Raw genomic sequence first — 17,521 nt, 5'->3', positions numbered from 1 at the left:
CGTCGAGAGCTGGATCCTGCACGGTGCACGATCCAGCTCTCGACGGGAAAGGGGTGGAAGGGAGGTGTGAGGGTCAGGGGACCCGGTTGGTCCAGGCGTCGTCGAGGAACTTCGTGCGCATGAGCTCCTCGGCCCGCGCGAGCTCCTCGGCGGTGTAGTCCGAGCGGCGGGTGTCGTACCGGCCCTCGAAGTGGGCGATGAACGCGTCGATGATGTCGGCCCGGGCCATCCCGGTCTGCGAGCGCATGGGGTCGACGCGCTTGTTCGCGCTCTTCGTCCCCTTGTCCGACAGCTTCTCCCGGCCGATGCGCAGCACCTCGAGCATCTTGTCGGCGTCGATGTCGTAGCTCATCGTCACGTGGTGCAGGACGACGCCGCTGGCGAACCGCTTCTGCGCGGCCCCGCCGATCTTGCCGGCGTCGGAGGCGATGTCGTTGAGCGGGACGTAGCGGGCAGTGACGCCGACGTCCTTGAGCGCGCCGAGCACCCAGTCGTCGAGGAAGGCGTAGGAGCGCTCGAAGCTCAGCCCTTCGACGAGCGAGGTGGGCACGACGAGGGAGTAGGTGATGCAGTTGCCGGGCTCCATGAACATCGCCCCGCCGCCGGAGATGCGGCGCACGACCATCATGTCGTGGCGGGCCAGGCCCTCCGGGTCGATCTCGTTGCGCACCGACTGGAAGGAGCCGATGACGACGAGCGGGGCGTCCCAGTCCCAGATGCGCAGCACCGGGGGACGGCGGCCGGCGGCGACCTCCGCGGGGATGACCTCGTCGAGGGCGACGTGCATCGCCGGGTGCATCGTCCGCGGGCCGATGACGTCGAAGGTGTGGTCGGCCCAGCTCGTCGCCCGGCCGAGGGCTCGGCGGACCGCGATCCCGACCGCCTCGGCGTCGAAGCCGACCATGGCGACGTCCGGGCCGAGCGCCCCGTTCACGGCGCGGGCGAGGTCCTCGGCGCGTGCGTCGGCGGGCATCCCCTCCAGCGCGCCGTTGATGAGGGCGAGCGCCGAGTCTGGCTCGAGGAAGAAGTCCCCGGACACGCTGACGTCGCGCAACCGGTCCTCGACGACGTCGAGGTCGACCGCGACCAGCTTGCCTCCTGGCACCTTGTACTCACCGCGCACGCTGCCCACCCTAGCCCGGCCGGCGGCCCGCGCCGCGAGCGCACCCCGGCAGGACCCCTCGCGCCCCGGTGGTCAGCGCGGCGAGACGTCGCGGCGCAGGAGCCCGTAGACGACGGAGTCGACCAGGGCCTCCCAGCTCGCCTCGATGATGTCGGGCCCGACGCCGACGGTGCTCCACGAGTGGACGCCGTCGGAGGTCTCGATGAGCACCCGAGTCGTGGCGTCCGTGCCGGACTGGGTGTCGAGGATGCGCACCTTGAAGTCGATGAGCTCGAAGTCCTCGAGCTCGGGGTAGACGTCGACGAGCGCCTGGCGCAGCGCGTGGTCCAGGGCGTTGACCGGGCCGTTGCCCTCGCCGGTGCACACGACGCGGCCGCGGCCGGTGTGCAGCTTGACGGTGGCCTCTGCCTGGGTGAGGGAGATGTCCTGGCTCAGCGTCTGGACCATCGCCCGCCAGCTCTCGACGGTGAAGTACCGCGGCCGGGTGCCGTCGAGCTCCTCACGCAGGACGAGCTCGAAGGACGCGTCGGCGGCGTCGAAGGTGTAGCCCTGCGCCTCGGCCGCCTTGACGCGCTCGGTGACCCTGCCGAGCACGTCCGGTCGCCCGGACAGGTCGATGCCGAGCTCGCGGCCCTTGAGCTCGATGCTCGCCCGCCCGGCCATCTCGGAGACGAGCATGCGCATGTCGTTGCCGACGGCGACCGGGTCGATGTGCTGGTACAGGTCGGGGTCCACCCGGATGGCCGAGGCGTGCAGGCCGGCCTTGTGGGCGAAGGCGCTGGCCCCGACGTAGGGCTGGCGCCCGTAAGGGCTGATGTTGGTGATCTCGCTGATCGCGTGGGACAGGCGGCTCGACTCGCGCAGACCGTCGCCGGCGAGGGTGCGCACCCCGTGCTTGAGCTCGAGGTTCGCCACGACGGTGACGAGGTCGGCGTTGCCGGTGCGCTCGCCGTAGCCGTTGACCGTGCCCTGCACGTGTCGGGCGCCGGCCTCGACGGCGGCGAGGGAGTTGGCCACGGCGCACCCGGTGTCGTTGTGGGCGTGGATGCCGAGCCGGCCGTCCACCTGGGTGCGCACGTCGGCGACGATCTCGTGCACCCAGCCCGGGAGCATCCCGCCGTTCGTGTCGCACAGGACGGCGACCTCCGCGCCCGCCTCGAGTGCCGCGGTGACGGCGGACAGGGCGTAACCACGGTCGAAGCGGTAGCCGTCGAAGAAGTGCTCGGCGTCGAGGATGACCTCGCGGCCCTGCTCGCGCAGGTAGCGCACGGTGTCGGTGATCATCCGCAGGTTCTCCTCGGCGGACGTGCGCAGCGCCCGCTCGACGTGCCGGATGTCGCTCTTGGCCACGATCGTCACGACCGGCGCCTCGGAGTCCACGAGCGCCCGCACCTGGGGGTCGTCGTGCGGGGTGGTGCCGGCCTTGCAGGTCGAGCCGAAGGCCGCGAGCCGCGCGTGGCGCAGGTCGAGCTCCTTGGCGGCCCGGGCGAAGAACTCGGTGTCCTTGGGAATGGCGCCGGGCCACCCGCCCTCGATGTAGCCGACACCGAGCTCGTCGAGCAGCGAGGCGATGGCGAGCTTGTCCGCCACGGAGAGGTTCATCCCCTCCTGCTGCGCGCCGTCGCGCAGGGTCGTGTCGTAGACGTCGATGGTGAGCTCACCCAGCGAGGAGAGGCGCGTCGTCGTGCTCATCGTTCCCATTCCCTTGGTCCAGCGGTGACAGTCCTGCTCCCCCGGCCGAGGGGGCGTGGCGCGGGTTCTCGCCGCGGCCGGCAACAAAAAAACCTCCCGGGGTACGGGAGGTTGCGCACGTGGCGGGGTCGGTGCCGCGTGCGCTAGCCGATAATGAGCCGGAGCTGCATGGCGTCATGATGACACATGTTCGGTGACCGGGACCACGGGTCCGGATGGCGGGCGCGCCTCAGGCGAGGCGGCGCATCCAGTCGTGGGGGTCCTGCGCCCGCCCGAACTGGATGTCGGTGAGCCGGTCGAAGAGCCGGCTCGTCACCGGGCCGGCAGCCCCGTCCCCGACCGTGACGTCGAAGGACTCACCGGCGAGACGGCCGATCGGGGTGATGACCGCCGCGGTGCCGCACGCGAACACCTCGCGCACGGAGCCGTCGCGGACGCCGTCGAGCAGCCAGGTGAGCGGGATGTCGCGCTCGCGCACCTCCAGGCCCTCCTCGGTGAGGAGGGTGAGGATCGAGGAGCGGGTGACGCCCTCGAGGATGGTGCCGGTGAGCGCCGGGGTGTGGACCACTCCGTCCTCGTCGACGACGAAGACGTTCATCCCGCCGAGCTCCTCGAGGTTCGTGCGGGTCGCCGCGTCCAGGAAGCACACCTGGTCGAAACCCTGGGCGTTGGCGCGCTGCTGCGGGAGCAGGCTCGCGGCGTAGTTGCCGCCGAACTTCGCGTGGCCGGTGCCGCCGGGACCGGCGCGGTGGTAGTCCTGCGCGACCCAGATCGACACGGGCTGGAAGCCGTTGACGAAGTAGGGGCCGACGGGCGAGGCGATGACGAGGTACTCGTAGCGCTGCGCCGGCCGGACGCCGAGGAAGGGCTCGGTGGCGATCATGAAGGGCCGCAGGTACAGGCTCGCGCCCTCCGTCGAGGGCACCCACTCGAGGTCGGTGTCCACGAGCGCGCTGATCGAGGCGAGGAAGTCCTCCTCGGGCAGCTCGGGCATCGCCAGCCGACGCGCGGACGCCGCGAAGCGCCGGGCGTTGGCCTCCGGGCGGAAGGCCCACACCGAGCCGTCGGCGTGGCGGTAGGCCTTGAGCCCTTCGAAGATCTCCTGCGCGTAGTGGAGGACCGCCGCCGCCGGGGACAGCTCCAGGGGCGCGAAGGCCTCGACCCGGTGCCCCTGCCAGCCCTCCTCCGGCGTCCACGTCGCCCGGGCCATGTGGTCGGTGAACTCGACGCCGAAGCTCAGCCGCTCGAGGGCTGCCGTCCGCTGGGCCGTCGTGCGCGGGTGGGAGCTCGGCACGATCGCGTAGTCGGCGGGTGCGGTGGTCATGGCGGGCCTCCAGCGGTCCATCGGGTCATCCGCCGGGGCGGGTGCTGGTGAGTTCGGATCCGAGGGTAGCCCCTCGGGCGCCGCTGGCCGGGCGGACCCGGCCACGTGCCGTCAGGCGGGGACGGCGGCGGAGACGGCCGCCGCGAGCGCGTCGCCCACCTCGCTGGTCGAGCGGGTGGCGGTGCCGCGGTTCGCGATGTCGGCCGCCACGGCGGCCTCCACGCGAGCGGCCTCCTGGCCGTACCCGAGGTGGTCGAGGAGCAGCGCGACCGACAGCACGGTGGCGGTCGGGTCGGCCTTGCCCTGGCCCGCGATGTCGGGCGCGGAGCCGTGGACGGGCTCGAACATGCTCGGCGAGGTGCGGTCGGGGTTGACGTTGCCCGAGGCGGCCAGGCCGATGCCGCCGGTGATGGCCGCGGCGAGGTCGGTGAGGATGTCGCCGAAGAGGTTGTCGGTGACGATGACGTCGAACCGCGAGGGGTCGGTGACGAGGAAGATCGTCGCGGCGTCGACGTGGAGGTAGTCCACGGTGACGTCCGGGAACTCGGCGTTCACCCGCTCGACGGTGCGCCGCCACAGGTGGCCCGCGTGGACGAGCACGTTGTGCTTGTGGACGAGCGTGAGCTTCTTGCGCGGGCGGGCCGCGGCACGGGCGAAGGCGTCACGCACGACGCGCTCGACGCCGAAGGCGGTGTTGACGCTGACCTCGTTGGCGACCTCGTGCGGGGTGCCCACGCGGATCGCGCCGCCGTTGCCGACGTAAGGGCCCTCGGTGCCCTCGCGCACGACGACGAAGTCGACCTCGCCCGGGGCTGCCAGCGGGGAGCCGACGCCCGGGAAGAGGCGGGAGGGGCGCAGGTTGACGTAGTGGTCGAGCTCGAAGCGCAGACGCAGGAGCAGGCCCCGCTCGAGCACGCCGCTGGGGACGCTCGGGTCGCCGACGGCGCCGAGGAGGATGGCGTCGTGGCCGCGGAGCGAGGCGAGGTCCTCGGCGGTGAGGGTCTCCCCAGTCCGGTGCCAGCGGGCGGCGCCGAGGTCGTAGGGCGTGGTCCGGACGGTGACGTCCTGCCCGGAGACCACGGCGTCGAGGACCTTGAGGCCCTCGGCGACGACTTCCTGTCCGATCCCGTCGCCGGCGATCACTGCGAGGTCGATGGTGCGCGTCATGCGCGCCACCTTAGACCGCCGTCCGCCCATCGGGACGGTCGTCTCACGTAGTGACAGGTTCGCGCACGTCCTCGTGGTGCCGGCGCGGCTTGGGGTCGAGCAGCTTGAAGCGCTCGAGGACCACCGGGACGTCCGCGTCGAAGGGCAGACCCACCTCCGCCAGCTCGGCGGCGAAGAACGGCTCGTGGACCGTGCGCCAGTGCTCGAGGGACAGGTCCCCCTCCCCCTCCGCGGCGGCGTGCTCGGCGTCCACCTCCCGGAAGGGACGCACCTCGACCTCCGTGGTGACGATGAGCGCACGGGGCCGTCCGGCGCCGTCGAGGATGATCGAGAGGTCACCGGGCACCGGGACCGGCACGCCCTGCGCCGAGTACGGGCTCTCCGCGCTGGCCGTGGCCGTCTTGCGGCCGGCGAGGACGAGGTCGAGGAGCGAGTCGGCCTCCTCGGAGCCGGAGCCGAAGGACCACGCGGGCGGCTGGACCGCCCCGAGGGCCTGCTGGCCGACGACGACGTCGAGCCGGTTGAGGCCCGCGCGCTTGCGGGCGGTCGCCCAGTAGGAGGCGACGGCGGCGTCGCGGGCGTCGTCGTGGTCGAGCTCCGGCTCGGTGTGCTCACTCATGTGCCGAGTGTGCCAGTCCCGCGGCCCGTCCGTGCGTACGCTTGGAGCAGCAGCGAACGGCGACCAAGGAGCCACGATGTCCACGCCTCCCCCTCCCCAGCAGCCCGGTGGTGACCCGTTCGGCCAGCAGCCCTACGGTCAGCAGCCCTACGGCGAGCAGCCCCACGGGTATGGGCAGCAGCCGCCCGGGTATGGGCAGCAGCCGCCCGGGTACGGGCAGCAGCCCTACGGCTACGGACAGCAGCCACCCTACGGACAGCCCAACGGCGACGACCGCACCATCGCCGTCGTCGCCCACCTCTCCCCGCTCATCGCCATGGTGGTGAGCGCCGGCTGGCTCAGCTTCCTCGGCCCGCTCGTCGTCTGGCTGGTGTGGCGCGACCGCGGCCCGCTCATCCGCAACGCCGCCGCGAGCGCCTTCAACTTCAACGTCACCGTGTGGGTCGTCAGCATCCTCGCCTGGATCAGCGTCATCACGGTGATCCTCATCCCGGTCGCCGTCGTCGTCCTCATCGGCATCTTCATCGCCCAGCTCGTGCTCTCGATCAAGGGTGCGATCGCGGCCAGCCGCGGAGAGATCTACCGCTACCCGTGGCAGGTGCCGATCCTCAACTGAGCCGGGGTGATGCCGGGGTGGTTCGCCCGAATCCTCCCCGGTCCCCCCTTTCCCATGCCCTGCGAACGGGCATAGCCTCGCGCTGTCCCGGCGGAGACGGGCGGGCGAGGCGGGCCCAGGCAGCCCGCCGCCGCGCACCCGTGGACCGGACGTCCCACCAGGGAGAAACGTCCGCCTTCTCTCACGCCTGGAGGAGTCCATGCGCAAGCGCACCCTGGCCGCCGGAGCGAGTGTCCTCGCCCTGACCGCCACCCTTCTCTCGGTCCCGGCACACGCCGGTGACCGGGCCCGCGAGCCCGAGGTGGTCGCGGGCGGCCTCATCGGCCCGCTCACGCTCGCGGTCGGCAACCGCGGCGACGTCTACGTCACCCAGACCTTCGCCAACACCCTGTCCAAGGTCGACCGGGCCGGGACGGTCACCAACCTCCACACGCTCCCCGGTGGTCCCGACACGGGCGAGCTCGTCGGCGTCACCTACGACCGCGGCGCGACCTACCACATCGAGAGCGACCTCAGCAGCGGTACTCCCACGACCCACGTCGTGCGGACCCGCAACGGTGAGCGCACCGTCGTCAGCGACGACCTGTGGGCCCACGAGATCGCCGACAACCCTGACGCCGGGCAGACCTACGGCTTCCGCGGCCTGCGAGGGCAGTGTGCCGCCGACGTCGCCGCCTTCGAGGAGCAGGTCGGCATCCCGCTCGACAGCTACACCGGGATCGTCGAGTCGCACGGCTACCAGCTCGACGCCCACAACGGCACGATCTACGTCGCCGACGCCGCGGCCAACGCGATCCTCAAGGTGAACGAGCGGACCGGGGACATCTCCACGGTCGGCGTCCTGCCCGGCAAGTCCGTCCGGTTCACCGCCGAGATCGAGGCGGCGCTCGAGGCGCAGATGCCGGGGGCCGACATTCCCGACTGCGTCGTGGGCAAGCAGTGGGTCGCCGAGCCCGTCCCCACCGACGTCCAGCGCGGCTGGGACGGCGGGCTGTACGTCACGACCCTCGGCGGCAGCGTCGGGGAGATCGTGCCGCTGAGCAGCGTCTACCGGGTGAGCGCCCGCGGTGGCCCCACCTTCGAGGTCACCGGCAACCTCCACGGGGCCACCGGCCTGGCCATCACCCCGACGGGCGCCATCCTCGTCGCCGAGATGTTCGGCGGGGAGGTCTCGGTCATCCCGCCGTTCCGCAACCGGGCCACGACCCTCTTCGCCGCCGACTCCCCCGCGGACGTCGCCGTCGACGGGCGCACCGTCTACGCGACGACGGGCACCTTCGGGGAGGGCGCCCTCGTGCGGTACAGCTACCGCGGCTGGTAGCACCGCCAATGCGCGAGGCGCCGGCCGGGACGTCCCGACCGGCGCCTCGTGGCGGTGCGGAGGTCAGCGCGCGGCGCTGCCCTCGGTGTAGTCGGAGTCGCGGTCCTCGACCCAGGAGAAGAGCTTGCGCAGCTCGCGACCGGTGCTCTCGATCGGGTGCTGCTCGCCCTTGCCGCGCAGGTCCTTGAACTCCGGCGCGCCGGCGTCCTGGTCGGTGATGAAGCGGTCGGCGAACGCGCCGGACTGGATGTCGGCGAGCACGGCCTTCATGTTCTCCTTCACCTCGGGGGTGATGACCCGCGGGCCGGAGACGTAGTCGCCGTACTCGGCGGTGTCGGAGACGCTCCAGCGCTGCTTGGCGATGCCGCCCTCCCACATGAGGTCGACGATGAGCTTGAGCTCGTGGAGCACCTCGAAGTAGGCGACCTCGGGCTGGTAGCCGGCCTCGGTGAGGACCTCGAAGCCGTACTGGACGAGCTGGGAGGTGCCGCCGCACAGCACGGCCTGCTCACCGAACAGGTCGGTCTCGGTCTCCTCGGTGAAGGTCGTCCTGATGCCGCCGGCGCGCAGGCCGCCGATCGCCTTGGCGTAGGACAGCGCGAGGTCCCACGCGTGGCCCGAGGCGTCCTGCTCGACGGCGACGATGACCGGCACGCCGCGCCCGGCCTCGTACTCGCGGCGCACGAGGTGGCCCGGGCCCTTGGGCGCGACCATGATGACGTCGTGCCCGGCGGCCGGCTTGATGTAGCCGAAGCGGATGTTGAAGCCGTGCGCGAAGAGGAGCGCGGCGTCGGCCTTGAGGTTCGGCTCGATCTGCTCGGCGTACAGGCTGCGCTGCACCTGGTCCGGGGCGAGGATGACGACGACGTCGGCGCCGGCGACGGCGTCGGCGACGCTCGCGACCTTGAGGCCCTCGTCCGTGGCCTTCGCCGCCGACGAGCTCCCCTCGCGCAGGCCGACGGTGACGTCGACGCCCGAGTCGCGCAGGTTCAGCGCGTGCGCGTGCCCCTGGCTGCCGTAGCCGATGACGGCGACCTTCTTCCCGGCGATGACGGACAGGTCGGCGTCGTCGTCGTAGTACAGCTCAGCCACAGTGGTTCTCCCTGGTGTCGGTGGTGGATCGGGCCGGCGGGCCGGCGCTGGGTCAAGTATGGGTCAGGCGGTTCGCACGCGTTCGAGCGCGCGGTCGGTCATCGACCGGGCGCCGCGGCCGATCGCCACGGTGCCGGACTGGACGATCTCGCGGACCCCGTGCGGCTCGAGGGCCGTGAGGAGTGCCTGGAGCTTGTTGTGCGAGCCGGTCGCCTCGATCGTCACGGCGTCCGGTGCGACGTCGACGACGTGCGCCCGGAACAGCTCGACGACCTGGAGCACGGCGGTGCGCGAGGCGTCGTCGGCACGGACCTTGACGAGGAGCAGCTCACGCTGGACCGAGGCGTCGGGCTCGAGCTCGACGATCTTGATGACGTTGATGAGCTTGTTCAGCTGCTTGGTCACCTGCTCGAGCGGCAGCTCCGCGGCGTCGACGACGACCGTGATCCGGGAGATCTCCGGGTGCTCGGTCGGGCCCACGGCCAGGGAGTGGATGTTGAAGGCGCGGCGGGCGAACAGGGCGGAGACGCGGGTGAGCACGCCGGGCTTGTTCTCCACCAGCACCGAGAGGGTGTGACGGGTACTCATCGGGTTCCTCGCTTCACTCGTCGCGGTCCCACGAGGGGGTGAGCCCTCGTGCGTACTGGATGTCGTCGTTGCCCACGCCGGCTGCGACCATCGGCCACACCATCGCGTCCCGGCTGACGACGAAGTCGACGACGACGGGTCGGTCGTCGATCTCCATCGCCCGCTTGATCGTCGCGTCGACGTCGCCGACCGACTCGCAGCGCAGGCCGACGCAGCCGTAGGCGTCGGCGAGCTTGACGAAGTCGGGGATGCGCGCCGTCTCGTGGCCGGTGTTGAGGTCGGTGTTGGAGTAACGGCCGTCGTAGAAGAGCGTCTGCCACTGGCGGACCATGCCGAGGGAGGAGTTGTTGATGACGGCGACCTTGATCGGGATCCCCTCGATCGCGCAGGTCGCGAGCTCCTGGTTGGTCATCTGGAAGCAGCCGTCGCCGTCGATCGCCCACACCGTGGCGTCCGGTCGGCCCACCTTGGCACCCATCGCGGCGGGGACGGCGTAGCCCATCGTCCCCAGGCCGCCGGAGTTGAGCCAGGTGCGGGGGTGCTCGTAGCGGATGAACTGCGCCGCCCACATCTGGTGCTGTCCCACACCCGCGGCGTAGATGGCCTCCGGGCCGGCGATCTCGCCGATCCGGCTGATGACGTGCTGGGGTGCGACGAGCCCGTCGGCGGTCGGCGTCCAGCCGAGCGGGTAGGTCTCGCGCAGGTCGTCCAGGCGGCGCCACCAGTCCTCGATGTCCGGCTTGCCGAACTGCTCGTGCGCGGCGATGAGCTCGGTGACGAGGTCGGGGATCGTGTCGGCGAGGTCGCCGACGATCGGGACGTCGGCGTGCCGGTTCTTGGAGATCTCGGCGGGGTCGATGTCCGCGTGGATCACCGTCGCCTTGGGAGCGAAGGAGGACAGCCGACCGGTGACGCGGTCGTCGAAGCGGGCACCGAGGGTGACGATGAGGTCGGCCTGCTGGAGGGCGGCGACGGCCGCGACCGACCCGTGCATGCCGGGCATGCCCAGGTGCTGGGGGTGGGAGTCGGGCAGCGCGCCGCGGGCCATGAGCGTGGTGACCGCGGGCGCACCGGACAGGTCGGTGAGCCGGCGCAGGGCGGCCGAGGCCTGGGCGCGGATGACGCCGCCGCCGATGTAGAGCACCGGGCGCCGGGAGGTGGCGAGCAGGCGCGCAGCCTCGCGCACCTGGCGCGAGTGCGGCTTGACGGCCGGCCGGTAGCCGGGCAGGTCGAGCTGCTGGGGCCAGCGGAACATCGTGGACGACTGCTGGGCGCTCTTGGCGATGTCGACGAGCACCGGGCCGGGACGACCGGTCGAGGCGATGTGGAAGGCCTCGGCGATGCGCGCGGGGATCTCGTCGGGGTCGGTGACGAGGAAGGAGTGCTTCGTCAGCGGCATCGTCGCGCCGACGATGTCGGCCTCCTGGAAGGCGTCGGTGCCGATCGCGCTCGCACCGACCTGGCCGGTGATGGCGACGACGGGGACCGAGTCCATGTTCGCGTCGGCGAGCGCCGTGATGAGGTTCGTCGCGCCCGGGCCGGAGGTCGCCATGCAGACGCCCACCTTGCCGGTGGCGGCGGCGTAGCCGGTCGCGGCGTGCCCGGCGCCCTGCTCGTGGCGCACGAGGATGTGGCGCAGCCGGGTGGAGTCGAACAGCGGGTCGTAGGTCGGGAGGATCGCGCCGCCGGGGATCCCGAAGATGACCTCCGCGCCGACCTCCTCGAGCGACCGGACGATCGACTTCGCGCCGTCGACCTCCTCGACGATCGCCCGCGGGGCGGGCGTGGTGGGGGCGAGCGGCGGCCTCGGCGCGGTGCGGGGCGGCGCCGGGGTTGGTCCCTTGGCCATGGTGACCCTCCTGGTACCTCGGTGGCGGAGCGGCAGAGCGGCAACAAAAAACCCTTCGACCCGCGGGGGTGCGAAGGGCTGCGCGCAGCGGACCGGCTTAGCGGTTGGCTGCGCGCCGACGAAGTACGACGTCCTGCTGCATGCCGTGAACTGTAGCCCCGACCACGCCAGACCCTTCGTTCCGTCTCATATGCTGGATTCTGGTCCCGGTCCCTGGACATGGTGCGAGTCCCGCCCCGCGATTTGCTGCCTCCCCGAGCCGATGCCTCCCCGCATGCCTTCTCCCCGCACGCCCCACCCCACCCCCCTTCCGCCGAGCGCTGGATCGTGCACGAGCAGGATCCAGCGCTCGGCGAGGGGACGGGGACGATCGCGGGTCTGGAGGGCGGCGGGGTCAGGGGACGAGGAGCACCTTGCCGGTCGTGCGGCGTGACTCCAGCGCCCGGTGCGCCTCGGCGGCCTCCTCGAGCGGGAGCTCGAGGCCCACCCGGACCGACAGTCCCTCCTCGACCGCGGCGAAAAGGTCCGCGGCCCGCCCCAGCAGCTCCGCACGGTCGGCGATGTAGTGCGCGAGCGTCGGCCGGGTCACGAAGAGGGAGCCGCCGCTGTTGAGGCGCTGGAGGTCGAAGGGCGGCACCTGCCCGCTCGACCCGCCGAAGAGCACGAGCATGCCCCGGGGGCGCAGGCTCGCGAGGGAGGCGTCGAAGGTCGCCTTGCCGACGCCGTCGTAGACCACGTCCACCCCGCGCCCGCCGGTGTGCTCACGGAGGATCTCGGGCAGCTCGGCGGTGAGGTCGTCCAGCTCGGTGTACCGGACGACCAGCTCGGCGCCGGCCTCGCGGGAGAGCCGCTCCTTCTCCGCCGTCGAGACGGTGGAGATCACTCGCCCGCCACGGCGGACGACGAGCTGGGTGAGCAGCAGGCCGACGCCACCCGCGCCCGCGTGGACGAGGGCGACGTCGCCGGGCGAGACGGGGAACGTCGAGGAGCTGAGGTAGTGCGCGGTCAGCCCCTGGAGCGGCAGGGCTGCCGCGGTGCGCAGGTCGACACCCGCGGGAACCGGGATCGCGTCCGCGACGGGCACGTTCACCCGCTCGGCGTAGCTGCCGGGCACCGACGCCCAGGCCACGCCGTCTCCCACGCGCAGCTCGGTGACGCCCTCACCGACCTCGACGACGCGGCCCGCTCCCTCGGCGCCGACGACGTGCGGGAAGGCCATCGGGTAGACACCGCTGCGCCGGTAGGTGTCGATGAAGTTGACCCCGGCGGCCGCGACCTCGACCCGCACCTGCCCCGGCCCGGGCGGCTCGTCGGGGAGGTCGACGACGGTGAGGACCTCCGGGCCCCCGGCCTGCGTGGCGTGGATGGCTCGCATGGGCCCATGTATACCCCGCGTGCCACGCCCCGCATGTGCACGATCCAGCTCTCGGCGGGAGGGGGGTGGTGGGAGCTCAAACGCGCGAGAGCTGGATCCTGCGCGCAGGATCCAGCTCTCGACGGGAAGGGGGCGTCAGGCGAGGATGGCGCCCTTGCTCGCCGACTGGACGAGCTTGGTGTACTTGCCGAGCACGCCCTTGGTGAACTGCGGGGCGATGGGCGCCCAGCCCTCGCGGCGGGCCGCGAGCTCGGCGTCGTCGACGAGGAGGTCGAGGGTCTTGCTCGCGACGTCGAGCCGGATCTTGTCGCCGTCGCGGACGAAGGCGATGGGGCCGGCGTCGACAGCCTCGGGCGCGACGTGCCCGACGCACAGGCCGGTCGTGCCGCCGGAGAAGCGGCCGTCGGTGAGGAGCAGGACGTCCTTGCCGAGCCCGGCGCCCTTGATCGCGCCGGTGATGGCGAGCATCTCGCGCATGCCCGGGCCGCCCTTGGGGCCCTCGTAGCGGATGACGACGACGTCGCCGGCCTGGATCGTGCCGTCCTCCAGCGCGTCCATCGCGGCCCGCTCGCGCTCGAAGACGCGGGCGGTGCCCTCGAAGACGTCGTTGTCGAAGCCCGCGGACTTCACGACGGCTCCCTCGGGGGCGAGCGAGCCGCCGAGGATGGTGATGCCGCCGGTCTTGTGGATCGGGTTGTCCAGCGCACGCAGGATCTTGCCGTCCGGGTCGGGCGGGTTGATGCCCTCGAGGTTCTCCGCGACCGTCTTGCCGGTGACGGTGAGGCAGTCGCCGTGGATGAGGTCGGCGTCGAGCAGCGCCTTCATGACGACGGGCACCCCGCCGATGCGGTCGACGTCGTTCATCACGTAGCGGCCGAAGGGCTTGAGGTCACCGAGGTGGGGCACGCGGTCGGCGATGCGGCTGAAGTCGTCCAGCGACAGCTCGACCTCGGCCTCGTTGGCGATCGCGAGGAGGTGGAGGACGGCGTTGGTCGAGCCGCCGAACGCCATGACGACGGCGATCGCGTTCTCCAGCGACTTCTTCGTGATGATGTCGCGCGCCGTGATGCCCTGCCGGAGCAGCTCGACGACGGCCTCGCCGCTGCGGTGGGCGAAGGCGTCGCGGCGCCGGTCGGCGGAGGGCGGGGCGGCCGAGCCGGGCAGGGACATGCCCATGGCCTCGGCCACGGAGGCCATCGTGTTGGCGGTGTACATGCCGCCGCAGGCGCCCTCGCCGGGGCAGATCGCGCGCTCGATGCGGTCGAGGTCGCCCTTGCTCATGAGCCCGCGGGAGCAGGCGCCGACGGCCTCGAAGGCGTCGATGAGGGTGACCTCCTTCTCCGTGCCGTCCTCGAGCTTGACCCAGCCGGGCATGATCGAGCCGGCGTAGAGGAAGACGGCGGCGAGGTCGAGTCGGGCGGCCGCCATGAGCATCCCGGGCAGGGACTTGTCGCAGCCGGCGAGGAGCACCGAGCCGTCGAGCCGCTCGGCCTGCATGACGGTCTCGACGGAGTCGGCGATGATGTCGCGCGAGACGAGGGAGTAGTGCATGCCCTCGTGGCCCATCGAGATGCCGTCGGACACGGAGATCGTCCCGAACTGCAGCGGGTAGCCACCGCCGGCGTGGACACCTTCCTTGGCGCCCTGGGCCAGCCGGTCGAGGGAGAGGTTGCAGGGCGTGATCTCGTTCCACGAGCTCGCGATGCCGATCTGCGGCTTCGAGAAGTCCTCGTCCCCCATGCCGACGGCGCGGAGCATGCCCCGCGACGCCGTCGCCTCGATGCCGTCGGTCACCTGGCGGCTGCGCGGCTTGATGTCACTGGCTTCGGTCGTCATGGCCCGAGTGTAGATCTCCCGGACGACGCCCCAGGCCGACGTTCGAGCGTCAAGACATGACGACGGGGCGGCACCCCCGGGCTGGGAGTACCGCCCCGCAGAAGGCTGTGCCGGTGTCAGTCCGTGAGGCGACGGCGGGCGACGAGCACCCCGCCGGTGCCGACGAGCAGCAGCGTGACGAGGGCCAGCGGCCACGCCTCGACGCCGGTGGTCGGCAGTCGGCCACCGCCTGCCCCTCCGCCGGGCGCGGCGGTGGGCGACGGGTCGACCGTCGTCGCGTCCTCGGTCGCCACATCGGTCGGGGCCGGGGTGGTCGGGTCCTCGGTCGGCTCCTCGACGGGCTCCTCCACCGGGGCCTCGACGAGCGCGCCCTCCGGTCCGGCCCACAGCAGCGCGGCGGCGACGTCGTCGAACATGCCGCGCGGGTGGGTGCGGAACAGCGGGTCGGTCCCGAAGACGAGCGCGCGGGTACCGCTGTCGGCGACGGCGGAGATCACCGAGGGCTGGCTCGCTGCCTGCTCCGGGCCCCCGGAGCCGTCCCCGTTCGGCAGCCAGTGGCCGCTCAGCAGGGGCTCGGCCGCGAAGGTCTGCTCGACCGCGACGTTCTCCCCCAGGCCGGTGAAGTAGGCGGGCCCGTAGACGAAGGCCGCCTCCTCCGCCTGCGCGGCGATGACCCCGGACGCCTGGGCGGCCGGAGTGACCTCGGCGGCGCCGGACGTCTCGACGAGGACGACGCCGTTCGCGCTGCGCGGCCCGTCGACCACCGCGGCCTCGAAGAGCCCGAACTGGGTGCCGGCCCACACGCCCGCCTGGGCGGACGCGACGACGCCCTTGCCCGCGGCGAAGTAGTCGGTGAGCGCCTGGCGCACCGGCCCGGCCGGCTCGCCCTCGACGACGGGCTCGAGCTGGAGCTGGGTGCCCAGCCACAGGACGTCGATCTCGGAGAGGTCGACGCTGCCGTCGGCGATGCCCGCCGCGGTGACCCGCACCGGGTCGACGAACCCGAGACCGGTGAGCGCGAGCTCGTCCTCCCCGCCGTAGGCGGAGGAGGAGGTGTAGCCCACCCGCAGCGCGGACAGGCCGCGCACGTCCTGCCCGGCGAGCTCGCTCCCGTCGGTCGCCGCGAAGGGCACCCCGAGCAGCTCGCTGAGCTCGGCCGCCCGGGCGAGACCGTCCGGACCGACGACGAGGGTGCCGCCGCCGACGTCGGAGACGGCGTGGCCGTCCGCGAGCAGGAGGTTGACCGCCTGGACCGCGGCCACGCCGTCGAGCCGGAAGCTCACGTAGTCGGTGCCGGTGGGGAACTCACCGGTGGGCGGGGCGACGACGACGGGCGTCGTCGTGACGGCGAGTGCCGGGTCGGTGGTCTCCCCCACCCGGTCGACCTCGGCGCCCCACAGGCGTCCGAGGCTCCACGCCGAGATGTCGTACATGCTCGGCACCCGGTCGGAGATGTCCGAGCCGTCGGAGAGCAGGACGTTGGCCAGGCCGCGCAGCGGCTGGTGCATGTCGACGACGAACGTGCCGGCCGGGTGGTCCTGCCCGCCCGCCGTGAAGGCGGAGTCCGCGGTGCCCACCTCGACGCCGTGCGCGAGGAGGTGGTCGACGAGCGTCGCCGCGTCGGTCGAGCCCGCGGGGATGACGTAGGCACGCGGGAAGTCCGTCCCGGTGACGTCGGCCGCGTCCCACTCCGCGGCCCACTCGTCCGGCCCGGCGTAGTCCGCCGGGTCGGGGTCGGCCGGGATCTCGCGGAGCGGCTCACCGGCGTCACCGCGGCGGAAGATCTCCATCTGGTTGCCGAGGATCGCGTCGCGGTTCTCCGCGACGTAGGCGATCGTCGACTCGATGACCTGGTGGCCGACCTGCCGGTTGATCTCGAGGTTGCGCGCGTTCTCCTCGAGCTGCGTCACCGGGTCGGTCGACCGGCTGCGGCCCGGGCCCAGCTCGACGGTGTAGGCGATGGAGCCCTGGAACTGGACGTACTGCGGGGTGAAGATCGGCGGCCAGCCGTCCCAGCCGTCCGGGATGTCGCGGTAGGGGATGAGGATGCCGCCGGCGTCCGTCAGCGGGTTGCCCTCGATCGCGGCGTCGACGACGTCCTGCTCGATGCGCAGCGCCGCGGCGTAGGAGTAGGGCATGAGGAGGTCGTGCTCGTAGTTCTCCCCCTGCGGCGGACCCGTGGGCTCGACCTGGAGGCTGCCGGTGTACCCGTGCAGGTCGACGAAGAAGATCGGCTGCAGGTCGCTGGTGAGGTCGCGGATCGCGCGGGTCTCGGGCGTCGTGTTCGTGATGAAGTCACGGTTGGCGTCGAGGTTGAGCGCGGTGGCTCGGGTGCCGGCGACCCGCCCGTCGGGGTTGTTGCTCACGGTGAAGTAGAGCCGGTAGCCCTCGGCGAGGGCGGTGGCGGCCTCGTCACCGGCCTCGAGCGCCTCGACGAGCTCGGTGAGGTAGGACAGGGAGGCGTCCGTGCCGTCCCACTCGTTGCCGTGGATGTTGCTGTTGAACCAGATCGGCGGCTTGTAGCCGGCCAGGAGAGCGGCGTCCTCCTGCGCGGCGGCGGCGTCGTGCTTGATCCGGTCGCGCCACTCGTCCTGCTGGATGCTCTCGGCGGCCGTCTCCGGGGCCGTGACCGTCACGAGGTAGAGGTCGCGCCCCTCGGTGGACTGGCCGACGACCTCGGTCGAGACGTACTCGCTGACCTCGGCGAGGTCGTTGAGGAGCGGGGCGATCTCGTGGAAGGGGACGGCACCCCTCCAGTAGGACTGGTCGTCCGGGTCGGCCGGCGGCTCCGACAGTGGCTCGTGCCGCGGGTAGGGCATGCCGTCGGCGACCGCGCTCACCGCCAGGGGCGTGGTGAGTGCGGCGGTGGCGGGTCCCGTGCCCGAGGCGGGTACCGTCACCGCCCCCAGCAGGACGGCG

At 72.2% G+C, this 17,521-nt stretch carries 13 protein-coding genes; 2 read left to right on the top strand and 11 right to left on the bottom strand.

Translation table 11 applies throughout. The features are described from left to right. Nucleotides 1-73 precede the first annotated feature (73 nt). The 5 genes from FE251_RS04470 to FE251_RS04450 form a co-directional block, all read right to left on the bottom strand. The gene (locus tag FE251_RS04470) at nucleotides 74-1,123 is read right to left on the bottom strand and encodes a lipoate--protein ligase family protein (protein WP_139072048.1); all 1,050 of its coding nucleotides are present in this window, start codon (nucleotides 1,121-1,123) and stop codon (nucleotides 74-76) included. Nucleotides 1,124-1,195: 72 nt separating this feature from the next. Then, on the bottom strand, nucleotides 1,196-2,815 hold the full coding sequence (gene cimA, locus FE251_RS04465) for a citramalate synthase (protein ID WP_139072047.1): 1,620 nt from the start codon (nucleotides 2,813-2,815) through the stop codon (nucleotides 1,196-1,198). Between the two features lie 229 nt (nucleotides 2,816-3,044). Then, nucleotides 3,045-4,139 (bottom strand): branched-chain amino acid aminotransferase, encoded by a 1,095-nt coding sequence (locus FE251_RS04460; protein WP_139948082.1) that lies wholly within the window; start codon nucleotides 4,137-4,139, stop codon nucleotides 3,045-3,047. A 111-nt stretch (nucleotides 4,140-4,250) separates the two neighbouring features. Beyond that, complete coding sequence (locus FE251_RS04455) at nucleotides 4,251-5,306, bottom strand: 3-isopropylmalate dehydrogenase (protein WP_139948080.1); 1,056 nt, start codon at nucleotides 5,304-5,306, stop codon at nucleotides 4,251-4,253. Nucleotides 5,307-5,349: 43 nt separating this feature from the next. Beyond that, complete coding sequence (locus FE251_RS04450) at nucleotides 5,350-5,925, bottom strand: ASCH domain-containing protein (RefSeq protein ID WP_139948078.1); 576 nt, start codon at nucleotides 5,923-5,925, stop codon at nucleotides 5,350-5,352. A 76-nt stretch (nucleotides 5,926-6,001) separates the two neighbouring features. On the opposite strand from FE251_RS04450, the gene FE251_RS04445 reads away from it, so the two are divergent. Both FE251_RS04445 and FE251_RS04440 read left to right on the top strand, forming a co-directional pair. Next, nucleotides 6,002-6,541 carry a DUF4870 domain-containing protein gene (locus tag FE251_RS04445; RefSeq protein ID WP_139948076.1) on the top strand — a complete coding sequence of 180 codons (540 nt, stop codon included), beginning with the start codon at nucleotides 6,002-6,004 and terminating at the stop codon, nucleotides 6,539-6,541. A gap of 199 nt (nucleotides 6,542-6,740) precedes the next feature. Continuing rightward, a complete protein-coding gene (locus FE251_RS04440; RefSeq protein WP_139948074.1) occupies nucleotides 6,741-7,862 on the top strand; it encodes a ScyD/ScyE family protein in 1,122 nt (373 codons plus the stop codon). 63 nt (nucleotides 7,863-7,925) lie between these two features. On the opposite strand, the gene ilvC is transcribed toward FE251_RS04440, so the two are convergent. The 6 genes from ilvC to FE251_RS04410 all read right to left on the bottom strand — a co-directional run bounded on the left by ilvC (nucleotide 7,926) and on the right by FE251_RS04410 (nucleotide 17,502). Beyond that, nucleotides 7,926-8,954, bottom strand: coding sequence for a ketol-acid reductoisomerase (ilvC, locus tag FE251_RS04435; RefSeq protein ID WP_139072042.1), 1,029 nt, complete (start codon nucleotides 8,952-8,954; stop codon nucleotides 7,926-7,928). A 63-nt stretch (nucleotides 8,955-9,017) separates the two neighbouring features. Continuing rightward, nucleotides 9,018-9,542, bottom strand: a complete 525-nt coding sequence (gene ilvN, locus FE251_RS04430; protein WP_139072041.1) for an acetolactate synthase small subunit — start codon at nucleotides 9,540-9,542, stop codon at nucleotides 9,018-9,020. Nucleotides 9,543-9,555: 13 nt separating this feature from the next. Next, complete coding sequence (locus FE251_RS04425; RefSeq protein ID WP_139072040.1) at nucleotides 9,556-11,391, bottom strand: acetolactate synthase large subunit; 1,836 nt, start codon at nucleotides 11,389-11,391, stop codon at nucleotides 9,556-9,558. Between the two features lie 394 nt (nucleotides 11,392-11,785). Continuing rightward, the gene (locus tag FE251_RS04420) at nucleotides 11,786-12,766 is read right to left on the bottom strand and encodes a quinone oxidoreductase family protein (RefSeq protein WP_139072039.1); all 981 of its coding nucleotides are present in this window, start codon (nucleotides 12,764-12,766) and stop codon (nucleotides 11,786-11,788) included. A 135-nt stretch (nucleotides 12,767-12,901) separates the two neighbouring features. After that, entirely contained in the window at nucleotides 12,902-14,602 is a 1,701-nt protein-coding gene (ilvD, locus tag FE251_RS04415) for a dihydroxy-acid dehydratase (RefSeq protein ID WP_139948072.1), read from the bottom strand. Nucleotides 14,603-14,718: 116 nt separating this feature from the next. Continuing rightward, complete coding sequence (locus tag FE251_RS04410; protein ID WP_168202650.1) at nucleotides 14,719-17,502, bottom strand: M14 family zinc carboxypeptidase; 2,784 nt, start codon at nucleotides 17,500-17,502, stop codon at nucleotides 14,719-14,721. Between the last annotated feature and the right edge of the window lie 19 nt (nucleotides 17,503-17,521).

The sequence above is a fragment of the Georgenia wutianyii genome, from assembly GCF_006349365.1.
In the GTDB taxonomy this organism is placed as follows: Bacteria; Actinomycetota; Actinomycetes; order Actinomycetales; family Actinomycetaceae; genus Oceanitalea; species Oceanitalea wutianyii.
This window is presented reverse-complemented; position numbering and strand designations above follow the sequence as displayed.